This is a genomic window from Paenibacillus sp. NRS-1781 (assembly GCF_050467745.1).
Taxonomy (GTDB): domain Bacteria; phylum Bacillota; class Bacilli; order Paenibacillales; family Paenibacillaceae; genus Paenibacillus; species Paenibacillus terrae_A.
Genome location: NZ_JBITPI010000061.1, coordinates 1 through 18110, shown reverse-complemented (window position 1 = coordinate 18110; position 18110 = coordinate 1). Strand labels below are relative to the sequence as shown.

The following is an 18110-nucleotide window of genomic DNA, read 5'->3' as shown; positions in this document are numbered from 1 at the left end:
AAAGTATTTTTTTGAATAAGACATAAGGTTGTCATGTTTAATGTGGTACATATAAAGAGACGGATATAATGAATAGAAAGAATAGAATCTATAGGAGTGATTAGATGCCCAGCTACCACTACGCTTCCAAAACCGAGTTAAAAGAGGCGATTCATGCCTCCTACTTACTGTTAGATAGTGAATACAAGGAGGTTGACGAGAAGCAAAAGGATATCCGTATCTCCGAAGTAGACAAAACCCCCGCAGAAATCATTGCCTACCAGCTTGGATGGCTTCATCTTGTCATGTCATGGGACAAGGGCGAAAAGGAAGGAAAACCCGTCATCATGCCTGCACCAAATTATAAATGGAATAGGCTAGGCGAGCTTTACCAATCCTTTTACAAAACCTACACCCACCACTCTTTACTTGAATTACGCCAACTATTCAAGCTGACAGAGCAAGAGTGGCTGGATTGGATTGACACGCTAAGTCATGAAGAACTCTTTACGCAGGGCGTTCACAAGTGGACAGGCAGTAATCCGAACTGGCCCATGGCTAGATGGATTCACATCAACTCAGTGGCACCGTTTAAAACATTCAGAGCCAAGATACGAAAATGGGAGAAATACAATGCTCTGCATGGATGAAAAAAAGTGCATGTTGTGCTACAATACTTGAGTTGTATCGGGATATATTCAGGGAAGGGTAAGTGAAACGCCATGCTTATTATTGGTATTGCCGGCGGTACGGGTTCCGGTAAATCAACGGTAGCACGCGCTGTCGTTGAACGTCTGGGATCAAACAAAGTGACTTTCATATCTCAGGATAACTACTATAAAGACCATTCACATCTGAGTTATGATGAACGTGCTTTGGTCAATTATGATCATCCGTTTGCCTTTGACAACGAATTGCTTATTGAGCATCTTCATTGTCTGAAGGAAGGACAAGCGACCCACGCGCCAGTGTATGACTTCACGGTCCATGCGCGTTCTACAGACGAGACGGTAGAGCTTCTGCCGAATCATATTGTCATGCTGGAAGGACTGCACGTACTATCTGACGAAAAGCTTCGTCAACTGCTCGACATCAAGGTATTTGTCGACACCGACCCGGATGTTCGTATACTTCGCCGGGTACTTCGGGATATTGAGGAGCGCGGCCGCACCATTCAGTCGATCCACGATCACTATTTGAGCACGGTCAAGCCTATGCATGAAGCATTTATTGAGCCCTCCAAGAAATACGCGGACCTGATCCTTCCTGAGGGAGGCCACAATGAGGTTGGCATTCAGCTGCTGTCTGTTTTGACTGAAAAATATTTAGCAGGAGATCGGACGTGGGGAACTGTATAAAAGGGAGAAAGCGCTCTTTGGAGGAAGTTTACTATCACTTCCAAACGATGAATGGGATCTTTAATACAAACGACTTACCAGCACGTCTTGCCGCCTAGATACGGTGAACGTGCTGTTTTATTTTAAACCCGTAGATTAAAAGCAGCTCCTACGTTCAGCATTATGCATGGTATTTTTTATTGCCCTGACAAAACTGTGTCTCTTTCTACGCACAGTTCAAGGGGCTGTCAGAAAGGTGCGCTGCGATCCATATTTAATATAATTCAAGATAATATCTGCCACTTCCTTTGGGGCCATGTTTGGTGAATGTTCATACCACCATTTGACCGTTGTCATTGCAGACGATGCAAACAAACGAGTTAATAATTCTTGCTTTTCTACAAGTTCCTTGTTCGTAGATTCTTTTTCAATGCTATTTATGTGAAAACATTCCCTGGCTCTTTTTTCAAATAATCGTTCCATATCTTCATAGACATATAACTCAAGGTTCTCATTCCATAATAAAAGATACCAGTCTTTATGATCATACATAAATTGAAGTTGTTTTTTTAAAGCATTCAAGGCTTCATTGATTTTATTATTTTCCAGATTAAAAGATGCTAAGTCAACATTGCTCGAAAGTTCCTCCAATGTCGATTTTACCAACGATTCTCTTAATCGGTATTTATCCTCATAATACTTGTAGAATGTAGAGCGATTAATCCTTGCTGCAGTAATGATATCTTTTACAGAAACAGATGAAAAGGGTTTTTGACTTACACATAAAGAGAAGCCATATTTTATATTTTCAAGTGTTTTTATAACACGCAAGTCATTTATTTTTATGTTGTTCAATATTCGCTACACCTCAATTCATCCATTTTGCTCTGATTAAAACAACAAAATCCACCGTAAATGTTGTTTAAACAACATTCTATATAAACCTTGATGATATTTTTTATTCTTTTTCTTTTCTATAATATTATTATAAAACGCTATCTGTTTGTATCAAAAACAATCAGCGTGTCAAATTTCATGATGATTTTGTGAATATTATAGGAAACAGGTTTCTCGGTGGGTCTGCACGTTGATTACTCTGACTCCAAAAATGATAATGATGAAAAGGAGAATATTTTATGTCTAACCATTCTTTATGTAAAGCTTTAGGAATTGAAAAACCAATTATTCAAGGACCCATGGCTTGGGTTTCAACAGCACCATTAGTTGCAGCCGTTTCTGAAAGTGGAGGTCTTGGTGTATTAGGAGTGGGCTTTGCTCCTTTAGATTTTATAAGAGACCAGATTATTGCTACAAGAAATATGACGAGTAAACCATTTGCAATTAATGTAATTATGGCTCCTGAATTATTAGATCATGTAACAAAAGTGGCTTCAGAGGAAAAACCACCCGTTATTTATGCTGATACGCTAATAGGGCTTGATTTAGAGCTATCCAAAAAATACTTTTCTATATGGCATGAATTAGGAATAAAAGTCATTGTAAAAGCCAGCACCATTCAAGATGCAATTACTGCGGAGAAAGCTGGTGCAGATGCAGTTATTGTAAAAGGCTGGGAAGGTGGCGGACATACTACTTATGAAGCAACAACGGTTCTTGTTCCGCAAGCAGCGGACTGCTTATCCATACCTCTAGTAGCCTCTGGTGGTATTGCTGATGGCAGAGGAATGGCAGCAGCTATTGCTCTCGGTGCTGACGGTATTGAAATGGGAACCATTTTTATGTGTGCAGAAGAAACGGTAGTACATCCAAATGTAAAAGACATCATGTTAAAAGCTGGTGATATGGAAACTGTGGTAACAGGATATTCTACAGATGAGCCATGTAGACAATTGAAGAACAAGCTTTCAGATGAAATAATTGAAATTGAGAACAATTACAGTAAAAAAGAGGCAGCAGTAAAGCTAAAAGAAGTTGCTGAAAGCTCTTTAAAAAAAGCAATGCTAGAAGGCGACGTTGATGAGTTGGGCGCTGTGATGGTGGGACAAATAGTGCCACTAATAACTGAGATTAAGAGTGTAAAGGATATCATACATGATGTATTAGAAGGGTATCATGAAACCATATCGAAGATCGTTAAGTTTGAAGTTTGATTTAAAAATATAGAAGGAAACGGAAAAGCAGACCTGCTTTTCCGTTTCTTTTTTTCATATATACAGCTTATTCTCCATATAACATTCAATGGCCCAGCAACCGATATGAAAAGAAAGGCTTAATTTGAGATATCTTTGGAGTACACCTGTCGTTTATGTTAGCATGTAAAGATTAGATACTTTATATTCGAGTCGACTTGGAAGCGTTATCAATTATGTGCCTCAAATGATGTGACGTCCGCTTTAATGGAGGTCTTTTTTTGAATAGGTATAATTACGGAGAGTGCTGCCATGAAAGAGCTATGCAATATTTTGATTGTAGATGATGAGATATTGGTACGGCAAGGGATCAAGCATCATTTATCGTGGGAGAAGTATGGATTTCGTATTGTAGGCGAGGCTTCTAATGGAAAAGAAGCGTTAGGGCTGATTGAAACTTTGCGCCCGCATATTGTCATTACGGATATCGTGATGCCTATCATGGATGGCGAGGAGCTGACGCGCATTGTCAGACAGAACTATCCTGATATTGAGGTCATTGTGCTCAGTAGCTACGGTGAGTTTAATTACGTGCGATCCACCTTCCAGCAAGGTGTTGCTGACTATATTTTGAAGCCCAAGCTGGATACGGATGAGCTGCTGCAAGTGCTCCAGAGAACGGCCCGCAAAATACCGTCTTTTCATTATCAAGCAGATGCCGGGGATAATCGAATTACGATGGATCATGTGATAGAAAAGCTCATTTCCGGCTATAGCATTGAATACGATATGGAGCTGCTGAAACAGGAATTTCCGTATGCCCGTTTTGCACTCATAGGCGTGGAACAGGCGGAACCACAGGGGAAAGGCCAGTCCCACCCTGCCTCGGACCTATTTTCCAGGCTCACTGATCGAGTGACATCTGCCTGTGAACAAATCGTGTTGCGGCGACTGCCGTCTGATGCAAATGCGGCTGTTTTTTTAGCCAATCTTGATCCACGTGAATTACACTCCTGGATGGCTGCAGTCAGGGAAGTAGCTCAGGAGACGAAGCAAGTCGAACCACAGACGGGCTGGGCGGTCAGCCGTCTATTTGATGATTTTAATCAGATTAGCGAGGTCTATCAGGATGAACTGCCCAAGCTGCTGAGCTATCGCTTTTACTTCCCGGGAACTGCACTCCTGATGGAAGACGAGCTTCCCAAGCCTGTTCAGGTAAACAGCTCGTTTAACTTAAAGCAGTTCACGGAAGAGATGAAACGCGAGCATTTTGATACGGCCTTTCAGGACTTAAGATCTTATGTAGCTGCCATGTCCCGCAACTATACCTCCACCGCTTTTGAATTCAAATCTCTTCTCGGAAACATCGTGTTTAACATTACGACCTTGCTCGGGAATCAGGGGTATGATATGAAAGAGCTGGATGCGGAAAAATACTCCTATTTCAAAGCCATAAATGATACACCTCATGTACATGAAGCTGTGCGATTGCTGGAGACCTTTTTAGAGGAAGCGAATATGCAGATTTTGGCTAAAACGCAGCAAGGAAGCAGTGCGAGCATGAAGAAGCTGCTGGAATATATTGAGGAGCATCACGCCGAGACGCTCAATTTGACGACACTCGGTCAATATTTTCATTTTAATCCCTCCTATTTGTCGAGCTATTTTACAGCGCATCATACAGAGGGCTTCAGCGAGTATTTGAACAAAATTCGGGTTGAAAAGGCTGCGGAGCTGCTGCGGTCGGGTACGATGTCCATTTCGGATATTAGCAGCACCGTCGGCTATTCGGACCCCAGCTATTTTACCAAAGTGTTCAAAAAGGTGACGGGTTACTCCCCCAGTCAATACCGCCGGGAGTATCTCCATTAGAGAGCAAACGCATATCTGCCAGCAGAAAAGAGATTGAATATGAAAAGGTATATGCAAAAAATCAAATATCAAGGTCTGTTCTTTAAAATATTTGTCGTTATGGTGGTCAGCATCACCGCGGTGTCCTTGCTGACCACTTTGGTGACGATTCGAATGTCTGAACGACTCTTTGCCGAGACATTCAGTATTACGAATGCCAAGGTACTCAGCCAGATTCAGTCCAGCTTTGAGTCCTTCAATGACTCGATTGTGAATGCCGTAACCCATGCCTCGGAAAACGGGACGGTCAAAAACTATCTGACAGGCGGTCAATTCGATTCCATTAACTCGGCACGCATCTACTTCGGTATGGCACAGCAGATGAAGCAAATTAAATCAAATGTCGACGCCTATGATGTCAGTGTCGCCATAACGGGCATGAACGGCCGAAGCTTCTATTCCGACTCGTCCTACTGGCCGGTAACTGCGGAGGAGCTCAGGAACAATTTGATTACAGCCCGAAGTGCGGCACAGCCGACACGGCTTATGTATCAGCTGGATACTGATTTACTTCGTCAGCAAATGAATAATACCGGACAGAAACCCACACCCTATATTATCGCCTCCAGGGCATTCATGGAGCGAACTAGCGGTACGTTGTATGGCATGATCTACATTGCCATTCGCGAGCCCGAATTCCGCCGCTTCTATAACAACTTCACAAGCAACGGCAATGATGTACTTATTTTGGATAAATCGGGACTCATTGTGTCGAGCAACCGTCAGGACTTGATCGGACAACACTCCCGTGAGCTGCTGGGCTATGCGACAAAAATCAATGAGCAAGGGCTAAATTACATTAATGCGAACGTGATGAACAAGGAAAGTATCCTCCTTTCCAACTATATTCCTTCGTATGATTTTTACCTGGTTAACATGATTGATAGACAAACCGCAATCGGACAAATTATTGACGTTAAATCGGTTGTATTGATCTGCATTGGCATCGTGTTGATTGCTTTGTTGATCGTTTTTCTGATTTCCCGGCGTTTGATTCGTTCTTTGACTCGGCTGGTTAAGCAAATGTCGACTGTCCGCGAGAAAAATTTTGATAACTATCTCCCGGTAACGGGCAGCTATGAGGTCAGGCAGTTGAGTCATGCCTACAATTACATGCTGGATGAACTGAATGACTATATTCGTAAGCTGCTGGAGACGCAAAAAGGACAACGGAATGCAGAGCTGGCTGCACTGCAACGGCAGATCAATCCACATTTTCTGTACAATACACTGGCTTCGATCAAAATGCTGGTGCTCAAAGGAAACAAGGAAACCGCCGCTGAGACGATCAATGCGCTCATTTCCCTACTGCAAAATACAATCAGCAATGTGAGCGAAACGATCACCATCGAGCAGGAAATGGCCAACATGCAAAATTATGTGTTCATTAACCATGTTCGCTACGGACAGCGGGTACAGGTGAATTATTTTGTATCGCCGGATTGTCTGGAGTACCATGTGCCCAAGCTGATTATTCAGCCTTTTATCGAAAACTCATTTTTCCATGCATTTAATGAGAAAACCGCGGGTCACATCTATATACTGGTGTCCAAAACGGACGATACATTAATCTGCGAGGTGGCCGATGACGGAGACGGTATGGATTTGGACGGGCATACGGCAAAGGACGGACTGCCCAATCCTAAAAGCAAGCGCCAACTGTTCACGGGTATCGGCATCCAGAATGTACACAACCGCATTACCCTTCTTTATGGAGAAGAGTATGGCGTGACCATCTCCAGCAAAAAAGGCGAGGGTACCAAAGTGAAAATGACACTGCCATTGATCGTAAAACCCGCCTCTCCTATCTAATAAAAATATAGGCTGAACTAAAGACAAAGAAGGTGGAACAAGAACGGAGTGGGCGGAATGGTGCTGTACAAGCGTAGCGGTCGCCTAAAAGCTTTCCATAGGAAAGCTCGCATCGGAAGCATAAGCTGTATCCGGATTTCAACCTTATATAATTTGAATAAAGAAATCTGGATACAACAGCGATGGGAAGCACCATCCGACCGCGCAGTGGCGCTTCGTGTACAACTTTAGTTCAATCTAAAAAAAATACCTAAATCTAAAAAAAGAACAAATGTAAGCGGTACCTTTTTTGATAAATCATAATAATAAGACAAATCCGTATAAAGATATTCCTAACTGCCCGCAGAGCAAGGATGATAAACTAGATTCATAAACAAGGTAACCGCTTTCAATAAATTTTAAATGATTATAAAAAAAGAGTAGGGGTTGAACGAAATGAAAAAAATGACTTTCCTTCTGCTGATCGCAAGCTTGATCTTGCTATCTGCATGTTCCAGCAATTCCGAGAAAGCCGCGACCACCACGGATTCCGGTAAGAAAGAAATCACGGTCTGGGCTTGGGACCCGAACTTCAATATCGCGGCCCTAAAGCTGGCGAAAGATCGCTACGTCGCCAAACATCCTGATGTAAACGTAAACATTGTTGAATATGCTCAAAATGATATCGTGCAAAAAATGAATGCCGGTCTTAACTCCGGTTCTAACAAAGGATTGCCTAACGTGGTTCTGATTGAGGATTACCGGGCACAAAACTTCCTGCAAGCCTATCCTGATTCCTTCCATGATATGAGCAACTCGATCAAAGCATCCGACTTCGCCGATTATAAAATTGGACCGACCAGCTACAACGGCAAGCAATACGGTGTTCCATTCGACTCCGGTGTTATGGGTCTGTATGTAAGAACGGATTATTTGGAACAAGCTGGCTACAAAGTAGCTGACCTGACCAACATTGATTGGGACAAATTCATTGAAATCGGTAAAGCCGTAAAACAAAAAACAGGTAAAGATATGCTGACTCAAGATCCAAACGACCTCGGTCTGATCCGTGGTATGATCCAATCCGCAGGTTCATGGTACCTGAAAGAAGACGGTAAAACACCAAACCTGGCAGGTAATACAGCTCTGAAAGAAGCGCTCTTGACGTACAAATCCTTGTTCGATGCGAACATTGTTAAAATGAATGCCGACTGGAGTCAATTCCTGGCAGCCTTTAATAGCGGTGCAGTTGCTTCCGTACCAACAGGTAACTGGATTACACCTTCAATCAAAGCAGAAGCTTCGCAATCGGGTAAATGGGCCGTTGTTCCTTTCCCTAAATTGAAAAATGTACCTGAATCCGTGAATGCTTCCAGCCTCGGCGGCAGCTCCTGGTATGTCCTGAATACAGATGGTCAAGATATTGCTGCTGATTTCCTGAAAGAAACATTCGGTTCAGATCAAGATCTATATCAAGATATGCTGAGCAAAATCGGAATTGTCGGTTCATTAAACGCAGCTTCCAGCGGTAAAGCTTATGACGAGACAGATCCGTACTTCGGTGGCGACAAAGTCTACAAGAAATTCGCAGAATGGACCAAACAAGTTCCAAAAGTCAATTATGGCATGCACACTTATGCCATTGAGGACATCATGACCGTTGAAATTCAAAATTACTTGAACGGCAAAGATGTAGACACCGTTCTGAAAGATGCTCAAGGACAAGCAGAAGCACAGCTTAAATAAGACAGTCCATCTAGCCAAGGCTAAACAATAAAACGATAAGCACTTAAAACCTTGGGCTTGCGAGTTCAAGGTTTTAATGCTGCATAGGGAGTTGATATGGTTATGAAAACAGCCGCACCCAAAATGACGACATCGCGTTTCAAGGCAGGTATGACAGGATGGTTGTTCATATCCATCGCAGTGATCATGATTGCAGCCTTTTATTTCTACCCGATGATCCAGGCGCTTATCTTGTCCTTCAAGACAGGCACGGGGTCTAATCTGACCTTCAACGGCATTGACAACTACAAGCGTCTGTTCACAGATAAAATGTTTATAACCGCCGTGAAGAACACATTTATCTATCTGATTTTCCAGGTGCCATTGATGGTGATTCTGGCTCTGTTCATTTCAGTATTGCTCAATGATAAAAATCTTAAATTCAAGGGCTTTTTCCGCACAGCCATCTTCTTGCCTTGTATTACATCGCTGGTAGCCTATTCCGTTGTGTTCAAGTATTTGTTCTCGGCTGACGGACTGGTAAACTCCTTATTGCTGAATCTGCATGTGATTGGCACGCCGATCCAATGGATTACAGACCCTTTCTGGGCCAAGGTTACGATTATTATTGCGATCACATGGCGCTGGACTGGCTACAATATGATCTTTTACTTGTCTGGTCTCCAGAATATTGACAGCTCCATCTATGAAGCGGCCCGTATTGACGGTGCTTCCCCTATTCGACAGTTTTTCAACATTACGGTTCCACTGCTTAAGCCGATTATCCTGTTCACCTCGATTACATCGACGATTGGTACACTCCAGCTCTTTGATGAAATCATGAATATTACCAAGGGTGGGCCGGGGAACGCTACATCGTCTATTTCGCAATATATCTACAACCTGTCCTTCAAATATTCATCCGACTTTGGTTATGCGGCGACCGTATCCTACTCTATCGTCATTATGATCATTATCTTGTCGATCATCCAGTTCAAAGTGGCAGGTGAGAAAAAATGATGAAAACGAAAAGATTATTTACGTATGCCTTTCTGATCATTATGTCGTTCGTTTCGATCTTCCCGTTCCTGTGGATGCTATCCAGTTCTACCAACCTGTCGGTCGATGTGACTAAAGGTAAGCTTCTGCCCGGCTCCCACCTGATGGATAACATCCATCATCTGATGGATAAGGTGGACATCGTCACTGCGCTGAGCAATTCGGCGAAAATCTCGATTTCCACGACACTGCTGGCGATGCTGATTGCCTCCCTGGCAGGCTATGGCTTTGAAATTTACAGAAGTAAAGCCAAGGATATTGTCTTCAATATCCTGCTGATGTCTATGATGATTCCGTTTGCGGCGATCATGATCCCGCTCTATCGGATGTTCGGCAGTATCTCCAACACACTGCCTTGGATCGGCATTGATACACTTTCGTCTGTCGTCATTCCGACGGTGACTACGGCGTTTCTGATCTTCTTTTTCCGTCAAAGCACCAAGATGTTTCCCAAGGACTTGCTGGAAGCTGGTCGCATGGACGGATTGTCCGAGCTGGGTCTGTTCTTCCGGGTGTATATGCCTACGATGAAAACAACCTATGCCGCTGCCGCTATCATCACGTTCATGTCGAGTTGGAATAACTATCTCTGGCCTCTGATCGTGCTGCAAACGCCGGAAAATCAAACGATTCCGTTGTTGATTTCGAACCTCGGCTCCGGCTATGCACCAGATTATGGTGTGATTATGATTGCTATTGTCCTGTCCACCTTGCCGACTGCACTGGTATTTTTCCTGATGCAGAAGCATTTTGTAGCGGGTATGGTAGGCTCGGTAAAATAACGGGTTCGCTGTTGTGAAATCCCTTCATATTAATTTAAAAATAAGGAGTGTTCGCCTTGACTATTCACACCCCCAGCCTGGATTGGCTAACCGACGTAACCAAGTTTGCAGTACATCGGCTGCCTGCCTATTCCGATCATAAATATTACGCTACACTTCAGGAAGCGGAGCGTCATGCCGATATGGCTTGGCGTCATAGCCTGAACGGTAGCTGGAAATTCAACTATGCTACGAACCCGGTCAGCCGTCCGGTTGAGTTCCATGCCCCTGATTTTGAATACGGTGGCTGGAGCGACATCCAGGTACCGGGTCATATTCAGACGCAAGGCTTCGGCCAAATGCAGTACGTGAATACGATGTATCCGTGGGACGGACAGTCCGACGTTCGCCCACCACATATTCCAGAAGATCACAACCCGGTCGGAAGCTATATCAAAAGCTTTGTTTTGCCGGAGCATATGGCTTCTGACGGTCAGCCTGTGTTCATTTCCTTTCAGGGCGTCGAGTCGGCCTTCTATGTGTGGTTGAATGGGCAATTTGTCGGGTACAGCGAGGACAGCTTTACACCGTCCGATTTTGAACTGACACCGTTCCTGCAAGCTGGCGAAAACAAGCTGGCGGTTGAGGTATATCAGAGAAGTACAGGAGCATGGCTGGAGGATCAGGATTTCTGGCGTTTTTCCGGTATTTTCAGAGAGGTATATCTGTACACCATCCCATCTGTTCACGTACGTGATCTGCATGCCAAGGCCGATCTGGACGCCCCGTATGCGCAGGGCCTTCTGGAGCTGGAGCTGACCTTGGAAAAAGAAGTAGCAGCCTATGCAGCCGTCGATGTCAAAGATGCTACGGGCCAGATTGTAGCTTCTTTGAAGGCGGATTTTACAGATGGCAAGGCTTCGCTGTCAGCGACACTGGATCAAGTCCAGCGCTGGAGCGCCGAAAAGCCTTACCTGTACACCTTGTTCATCCAAATTCACGAGCCGGACGGGACACTGGTGGAGGTCATTCCGCAGAAGATCGGCTTCCGCAAGTTTGAACTGATCAACAAGGTGATGCATCTGAACGGCAAGCGGATCGTCTTCAAGGGCGTAAATCGTCATGAATTCAACGCCCGCACCGGACGTGCGATTTCGCGTGAAGATATGCTATGGGATATTCGTACACTCAAGCAAAACAATATGAACGCGGTTCGCACCTCTCACTATCCGAATCAGACCCTGTGGTATGAGCTGTGTGATGAGTACGGGGTGTATGTGATCGACGAAATGAACCTGGAAACACACGGCTCCTGGCAAAAGCTTGGCGCAGTCGAGCCTTCGTGGAATATTCCCGGCAATCTGCCTGAGTGGCAGGATATCGTTATGGACCGCGCCATTTCCATGCTGGAACGAGACAAAAACCATGCGTCCATCCTGATCTGGTCCTGCGGCAATGAGTCCTATGCGGGTGAAGTGCTGCGGAATGTAGCCAATTATTTCCGAGCCACCGACCCAAGCCGTCTGGTGCACTACGAAGGCGTATTCCACAACCGCACGTACGATGATACCAGCGATATGGAGAGCCGGATGTACGCCAAGCCCGCAGATATCGAGCAGTATTTGAACGACAATCCGCAAAAGCCGTATATTAGCTGTGAGTACATGCATGCGATGGGTAATTCCGTAGGCGGTATGCACAAATATACAGAGCTGGAGAATAAATACGAGCTATATCAGGGCGGTTTTATTTGGGATTATATTGATCAGGCGGTTATGAAAAAAGATCGTTATGGACGCGAGTACCTCGCAATCGGCGGCGACTTTGACGACCGGGCCACAGACTATGGATTCTGTACGGATGGAATCGTCTATGCAGATCGGAAGGTTTCACCGAAGATGCAGGAGGTCAAATTCCTGTACCAAAATCTGAAGCTGACCCCGGATCGCACAGGCGTGACGATTCGCAATGAAAATCTGTTCGAGGGAACGGATGACTACGAGCTGGTATACAGCCTGCTGCATGAGGGCCGGGAAATCGCACGGAACGTGATTCAAGTGGGCGTAGCCGCACAGACAGAAGCTCATATTCCGTTGACGCTGACAGATACGGCTGGAGTAGATGCGCCCGGTGAATATGTTATTCACACGTCTCTGGTCTTGAAAGAAGCTACACTCTGGGCGGAGGCTGGATATGAAGTAGCCTTCGGACAGCATATTTTCATCGTGGAAGATACCCGTCCACAGACTGTTCCTGCCGGCAGCATTCGCATCGTGCATGGTGATGTAAACATTGGCGTTCACGGTGCAGATTTCAGTATCATGTTCTCCAAAGGAGCAGGCAGCCTGACTTCACTGCGCTACGCTGGACGCGAGATGATCGCCATTCCTCCTGCCCCATTGTTCTGGCGTGCAACCACGGACAATGACAGAGGTGTAGCGCTTGGGTTTGAAGCGGGCGGTTGGTTTGCTGCGAGTCTAACACGCAAATGCGTGGGAATTGAAGTCACGGAGGAGCAAACTGATCACGTAACCGTTACGTTCCGCTATACACTAAGCATTCATGCAGACGTACAGGTAACCGTAGCTTATACCGTCTTTGCCGATGGCAGCCTGAAAGTGAAATCCACTTATGAAGGCGTATCCGGGTTGCCTAATCTGCCGATCTTTGCCCTTTCTTTCAAGGTTCCATCAGACTATCGCCATCTGGAATGGTACGCTATGGGACCGGAGGAAAACTATATCGACCGGGCCTTTGGTGCAAGACTCGGCGTATTCCACAACGAGGCAGCGGACAACGTATCCGGTTATGTCGTGCCACAGGAATCCGGTAACCGTACAGGCGTACGCCGTGTCGATATGACCGACGATTCTCAGCGAGGTATTCGCATTACTGCACCTGCAACCGCGCCTGTGGAATGCAATATTTCACCATACACAGCATTTGAGCTGGAAAGTGCATACCATCAGTATGAGCTGCCCAACGTCTACTACACCGTTGTTACTGTAGCCGGCAAGCAAATGGGTGTCGGCGGCGACGATAGCTGGGGCGCTCCCGTACACGAGGAATACCAAATGGCAGCCGATCAGAAGCTGGAGTTTGAGTTTACCGTACAACGGGTGTAAATAAGCACGCTCACCGGATAGACAAGTAAATATAACAAAAGCCCTTCCACTGCTTCCTCATGAGAAGCTAAAGCTGGAAGGGCCATTTCTATTTCAAAATAACTTCAATATCACGTCCAGGATCACTGTACTTGTAGATGCCAGGATTTAGTTCCAATTTTCCGTCTAATTCAATATCTTTGTAACGGTCAACATTAACTCCTGTGGATATCATCCCCTTCGCAATGATCTCAGGCACTACTTCTTTACCGTTAATTCGCATCGTTGTTTGGTTGACGCCTTTGAAGCCAGGGGAACCGGATTTCGATTCGACAATCAAATCTTTTCCCTCTGTATAGTATGTGAAATCAATTTGATAACCGTCCGCATTAAGCTCTGCGAACTGTTTTTCTTCTTTAGGTTTATGAAGAGTGATCCAATTCTTGGACGTATCACGTTTCTCAATGACAGCATCTTTCAATATAAGTTTCATTGGAACATCAGACCAGTTCTTATACCACTCTGGAGATTCGAATTGATATAAGTGTTGATAATTTTCAGGACCAGCTCCTTTAATATTCCATCCTCCGCTAATTTTTTTATCCCCTATAACCAGTTGAGCAGTTTTATAATGAACATTTCCTTTTTTAAGTGAATCACGCTCTGTTACTAGAATTTCAATATCCAAGGGGGTAACAATCAGTTGGTCTAAGGTAGTGCCTGTATTTTCTTGGAATTCGGCGCTGGTATGCAGCTTCTTGGAATAAATCGCTTCACTTGCTTTTTTTCCATCCGCTTCAAATTCGAACTTCCAAGTACCTTCAATTCGTTTTGCTTCCTCAATGTAACAAAAATGAAGGTTTGCCTTTTTCCAATCCTGTGCAGTCATGTTGAATACCTGCTCAATATGCAAGTCTGAGCTGTCGCTAGGTAGAATGGTTGGGATGGCGTCTGTCTCTTTGTCGCCCACTTTCATTACCAAATGCGGGTTCCCACGTCCTAAATCGGATGGTGCCGCAGCAACTCTAAAACGGACAACAGTCTTGCTGTTGGTTTGTCGAACGGATTCTATATAAATGTTAGGATACTGCTTGCTCCCGGTAACAAGGGTATCCCCAGCCTGATGATCCGTCTTTAAGAGAATATCCTGGTTACGATAAAAAATTAGATTCCGTGCCTCAAAGGTGTAATCTTTTTTACGATCCTTTAAAGTATCAACCGTTTCATAAATGCCGAGGAGCTTCTGGCTTTGAGGATCGTAATTTAAATATCCGTGTGCTCGTTCCTTGGTATCAGAATTGCTAGTTACCATCGTGTTCTCTATAGCAAACCCAATATAACTGGTTGGATCGGTTCCTGGATCCAGAGAGATCAGCATTTTCATTTTTTCGCCATCCGTTACAACACCATTCAAATTCATCGTAATGCCTGCACTGGATGCTTTTAGATCATACCGCTGGCCAATACCATTATTTAGCGCAATGGTTACACTACGTCCGCCTATTCTATCCCAATTGATAGCCACACCAGCGAATACAGGGATGGCAACGAGCAGAAAACATGAGAATACGATACTCGCAGGAACAATTTTTGCTCGATGCATAGGTGCTTCCTGTGACTGTTGCAAAGCTGCTTTTCGTTTGGTTGCTTCCTGTTCTATATTTACCCACATTGCATCATAGTCAGGTTGAGGAATGTGCTGTTCTTTTTCATCATATCGACTCACTGCTACTCATCTCCTTTACTTGGGATACCATCATTTTTTTTAGCAGTTTAAGCCCCCGATTTAATCTGGATTTAGCTGTTCCTTCGGGTATATTTATAACTCTAGAGATCTCCGGCACAGTCAATTCGTTTACATAACGAAGGACTACGACCATTCGAATTTTATCTGGAAGCTTGTTATATAGCTTGTGTAGCTCTGTCTTCGTTTCTCGATGATATAAGCTCTCTTCCACCGGATTAAATGAATGAGGACGTGACAATAAAAAAGTTCGTATTTCCTTCATCAGCCCAATTTTCCGCCTTCTAAGTACATTGTTGCACTCATTGGAAGCAATTCGTAAAATCCACGATTTGAGATCTTGTACCTTGGACCTATCGGCCAAGAGTGCTTTGACAAACACTTCCTGGCAAACATCTTCTGCATCTGCTTGATTTTGCATCAGATAATAACAAAAATAATATATCTGTTCCTTATATAGCTCAAACAGCTCTCGATCAGTCATATACGCGCACCTCCCTTGTTGTGGTCTCATCTATTAAGACTAATAATAGAGTACAACCGTTCATTTATATCGAAAAAAGGCAGCCCTATATATAGGACCACCTGTTATGGATTGTTCGATTCCCGACGTTTGACCAGCCCTCAATGAAAATCATTGCTCTTTACCGCAAGCACCTGACGGGCTATTAGCATAAAGGCATCAAAGGAATGGCAGTGCTTTAATCGTTCCAGCGTTTCTTCCTGACGGATCAGTTCTACAAACAGATCGTAAATCCCCATCGCCTGCTCGTAATCCTCTTTACAGATCGAAAGCAGGAATACAACATGGACCTCATGGTTGGCATCCCATTGAATCGGCTTTTCCAGCAGACACACGCTTACGACCGTCCGGTTAGAGCTAAGCTCCAAGGGATGGGGAATCGCCATACCTCGATCCAGTGCCGTAGATCCCAGCTTCTCCCTCTCCATGACTGCTGGCAGGAACTTGTCAGTCACAACTCCCTTTTGCCTCAAAATACCGCTCATTTCTTCAATCAGAGCATCCTTTTTCGGCCGATCGGATCGGGTCATAAACAAGTCTTGGTCAAAATACCGCAGCAGTGAAATTTCCTGCTCCTCATCGCTCGCACGCACCATCCGTGTGATCGTCTCCATATCCCGTTCCGAAGGAATCGGACTAATCACCGCCGACGGCTTATCCTTACGCTGCTGCAAGTGGATGGTCGATACGATCAAATCCTCGTCGACAGTAAGCATTTCCTCGTATTCCCGAAGTGAAACCACTCGGGATACATCCAGCTCGGCGAACAGCGAACGCAATCTGGATTCCAAAATCCGGGCGGTTCCATAGCCGGAGCCGCACACTAGCAACACGGTTTTACGACGCCGATGCGGAATATTGTATTTGCGTTCCAAGGCGGCTCCGATATGAAGCGCCAAATAACCGATTTCGTTATCGTTGATGTCATACGGAAATGCTTTTTGCAGTTCTTTTACCGTACCGACCGTGATTTCATAAGCAAGCGGGTAATATTTGCGGATATGTCCAAGCAACGGATTACGCATGTTCATGCCATGCTCCAGCCGGGTCAGCATCGGTTTCAGATGCACAAACAAATCCCGGGACAGCCGTTCATCTTCACGCAAATCATAGGTGAAGCGCTCGTAGACAAATGTCAGCATCTCGCGGACAGCCAGGAAGAGACGGTCAGACTGGAGACGCTCCCACTCGGTTTCGGCCATCTTTTTGCTGACGATGTGCAGCAGGACATAATCCAGTTCCCCCAAAGGACAGGTGATGCCAAAAGCCTCTTCCAGCTCACTCAGAATGGTAGTAGCCAGCTCAATATCCCGCTGACCGCCTGCCACCTTTTCAAAGCGCTCCAATCCATGCCCTTCCTTCACTCGCAGTACCATAACCGCCAGATGGGTGATCAGGTCCTTCAGCGCCAAATCCGCCATCTTGATGCCGTTGGGCCGCAGATGCTTCAAAATAATTGCACGGATTCGCGGTAAATCCAGCCCCTGAAACAGCTGTTGCTGTTCCAAAGGCATACCGCTGCGTTGTCCTTCTTCATCGCGTACATCGGCATACTCAGCGAGACAGTAACGGATACTCTTCTCTTCCCCGACCACCTTCACGCCATATCCCGGCTTGGTGCGCAGGGTGAGAGCATAATCATCCAGAATCCGCCGAATAATTTTAAAATCATTATTCATGGTCGCCCGGCTAATATACAGCTCGTCGGCGAGGTCTTCCATCTTCACGTATTCTCCCGTATTCAGCAGCTTGAACAGCTCATACCGTATGCGCTCTTCCGGTGCTCCCGGCAGCCGCCCGCTTACCTCCGTTTCTTGCTGACCTTCCTCAGCGAAAAAACGGTATCTTTCGGGATCAACGACCATGATTGTATAGCCGCTGCCTCTCTTGGATTCCAGCCGTGCTCCATATTCATTCAGAATACCGCCCAGCTTTTTGAGATCGTCGCGGATCGTCCGCTCTGTGACCTCCAGCCGCTCAGACAACGCTTTGGTGGTCCAAGACCAGCCCTGTTCGTTTCCACTGACGAGCTGGTACAGCTTTTTCAAGCGTTTGTAGGGAAAATTCATGTAGCTTCAAGACCTCC

At 45.1% G+C, this 18110-nt stretch carries 13 protein-coding genes; 9 read left to right on the top strand and 4 right to left on the bottom strand.

What is annotated here, in order from left to right; genetic code table 11:
• Nucleotides 1–104: 104 nt before the first annotated feature.
• Together ACIFO6_RS20955 and udk are read left to right on the top strand one after the other, a co-directional pair.
• Entirely contained in the window at nt 105–629 is a 525-nt protein-coding gene (locus ACIFO6_RS20955) for a ClbS/DfsB family four-helix bundle protein (protein ID WP_430043522.1), read from the top strand.
• 72 nt (nt 630–701) lie between these two features.
• Entirely contained in the window at nt 702–1337 is a 636-nt protein-coding gene (gene udk, locus ACIFO6_RS20950; RefSeq protein WP_430043521.1) for a uridine kinase, read from the top strand.
• Between the two features lie 216 nt (nt 1338–1553).
• On the opposite strand, the gene ACIFO6_RS20945 is transcribed toward udk, so the two are convergent.
• Nucleotides 1554–2171 (bottom strand): TetR/AcrR family transcriptional regulator, encoded by a 618-nt coding sequence (locus tag ACIFO6_RS20945; RefSeq protein WP_430043519.1) that lies wholly within the window; start codon nt 2169–2171, stop codon nt 1554–1556.
• A 281-nt stretch (nt 2172–2452) separates the two neighbouring features.
• Between ACIFO6_RS20945 and ACIFO6_RS20940 the strand changes: the two genes are divergently transcribed.
• From ACIFO6_RS20940 to ACIFO6_RS20910, 7 genes are all read left to right on the top strand, one after another.
• A complete protein-coding gene (locus ACIFO6_RS20940) occupies nt 2453–3427 on the top strand; it encodes an NAD(P)H-dependent flavin oxidoreductase (protein ID WP_430043517.1) in 975 nt (324 codons plus the stop codon).
• Between the two features lie 291 nt (nt 3428–3718).
• Nucleotides 3719–5278 carry a response regulator transcription factor gene (locus tag ACIFO6_RS20935; protein WP_430043515.1) on the top strand — a complete coding sequence of 520 codons (1560 nt, stop codon included), beginning with the start codon at nt 3719–3721 and terminating at the stop codon, nt 5276–5278.
• A 39-nt stretch (nt 5279–5317) separates the two neighbouring features.
• On the top strand, nt 5318–7129 hold the full coding sequence (locus tag ACIFO6_RS20930; protein ID WP_430043513.1) for a cache domain-containing sensor histidine kinase: 1812 nt from the start codon (nt 5318–5320) through the stop codon (nt 7127–7129).
• A 435-nt stretch (nt 7130–7564) separates the two neighbouring features.
• The gene (locus ACIFO6_RS20925) at nt 7565–8854 is read left to right on the top strand and encodes an ABC transporter substrate-binding protein (protein ID WP_430043511.1); all 1290 of its coding nucleotides are present in this window, start codon (nt 7565–7567) and stop codon (nt 8852–8854) included.
• A gap of 102 nt (nt 8855–8956) precedes the next feature.
• Nucleotides 8957–9853 (top strand): carbohydrate ABC transporter permease, encoded by an 897-nt coding sequence (locus ACIFO6_RS20920; RefSeq protein WP_430043508.1) that lies wholly within the window; start codon nt 8957–8959, stop codon nt 9851–9853.
• Nucleotides 9850–10674: a carbohydrate ABC transporter permease gene (locus ACIFO6_RS20915; protein WP_430043506.1), complete on the top strand. Its 825-nt coding sequence runs from the start codon at nt 9850–9852 to the stop codon at nt 10672–10674. Before ACIFO6_RS20920 ends, ACIFO6_RS20915 begins: the two co-directional genes overlap by 4 nt.
• Nucleotides 10675–10730: 56 nt before the next feature.
• Nucleotides 10731–13778: a glycoside hydrolase family 2 TIM barrel-domain containing protein gene (locus ACIFO6_RS20910; protein ID WP_430043505.1), complete on the top strand. Its 3048-nt coding sequence runs from the start codon at nt 10731–10733 to the stop codon at nt 13776–13778.
• Between the two features lie 88 nt (nt 13779–13866).
• On the opposite strand, the gene ACIFO6_RS20905 is transcribed toward ACIFO6_RS20910, so the two are convergent.
• The 3 genes from ACIFO6_RS20905 to ACIFO6_RS20895 all read right to left on the bottom strand — a co-directional run bounded on the left by ACIFO6_RS20905 (nt 13867) and on the right by ACIFO6_RS20895 (nt 18093).
• Nucleotides 13867–15483, bottom strand: coding sequence for a DUF4179 domain-containing protein (locus tag ACIFO6_RS20905; protein ID WP_430043503.1), 1617 nt, complete (start codon nt 15481–15483; stop codon nt 13867–13869).
• Nucleotides 15470–15985 carry an RNA polymerase sigma factor gene (locus ACIFO6_RS20900; RefSeq protein ID WP_430043501.1) on the bottom strand — a complete coding sequence of 172 codons (516 nt, stop codon included), beginning with the start codon at nt 15983–15985 and terminating at the stop codon, nt 15470–15472. Before ACIFO6_RS20900 ends, ACIFO6_RS20905 begins: the two co-directional genes overlap by 14 nt.
• A 140-nt stretch (nt 15986–16125) precedes the next feature.
• The gene (locus ACIFO6_RS20895; protein ID WP_430043499.1) at nt 16126–18093 is read right to left on the bottom strand and encodes a BglG family transcription antiterminator; all 1968 of its coding nucleotides are present in this window, start codon (nt 18091–18093) and stop codon (nt 16126–16128) included.
• Nucleotides 18094–18110 lie beyond the last annotated feature (17 nt).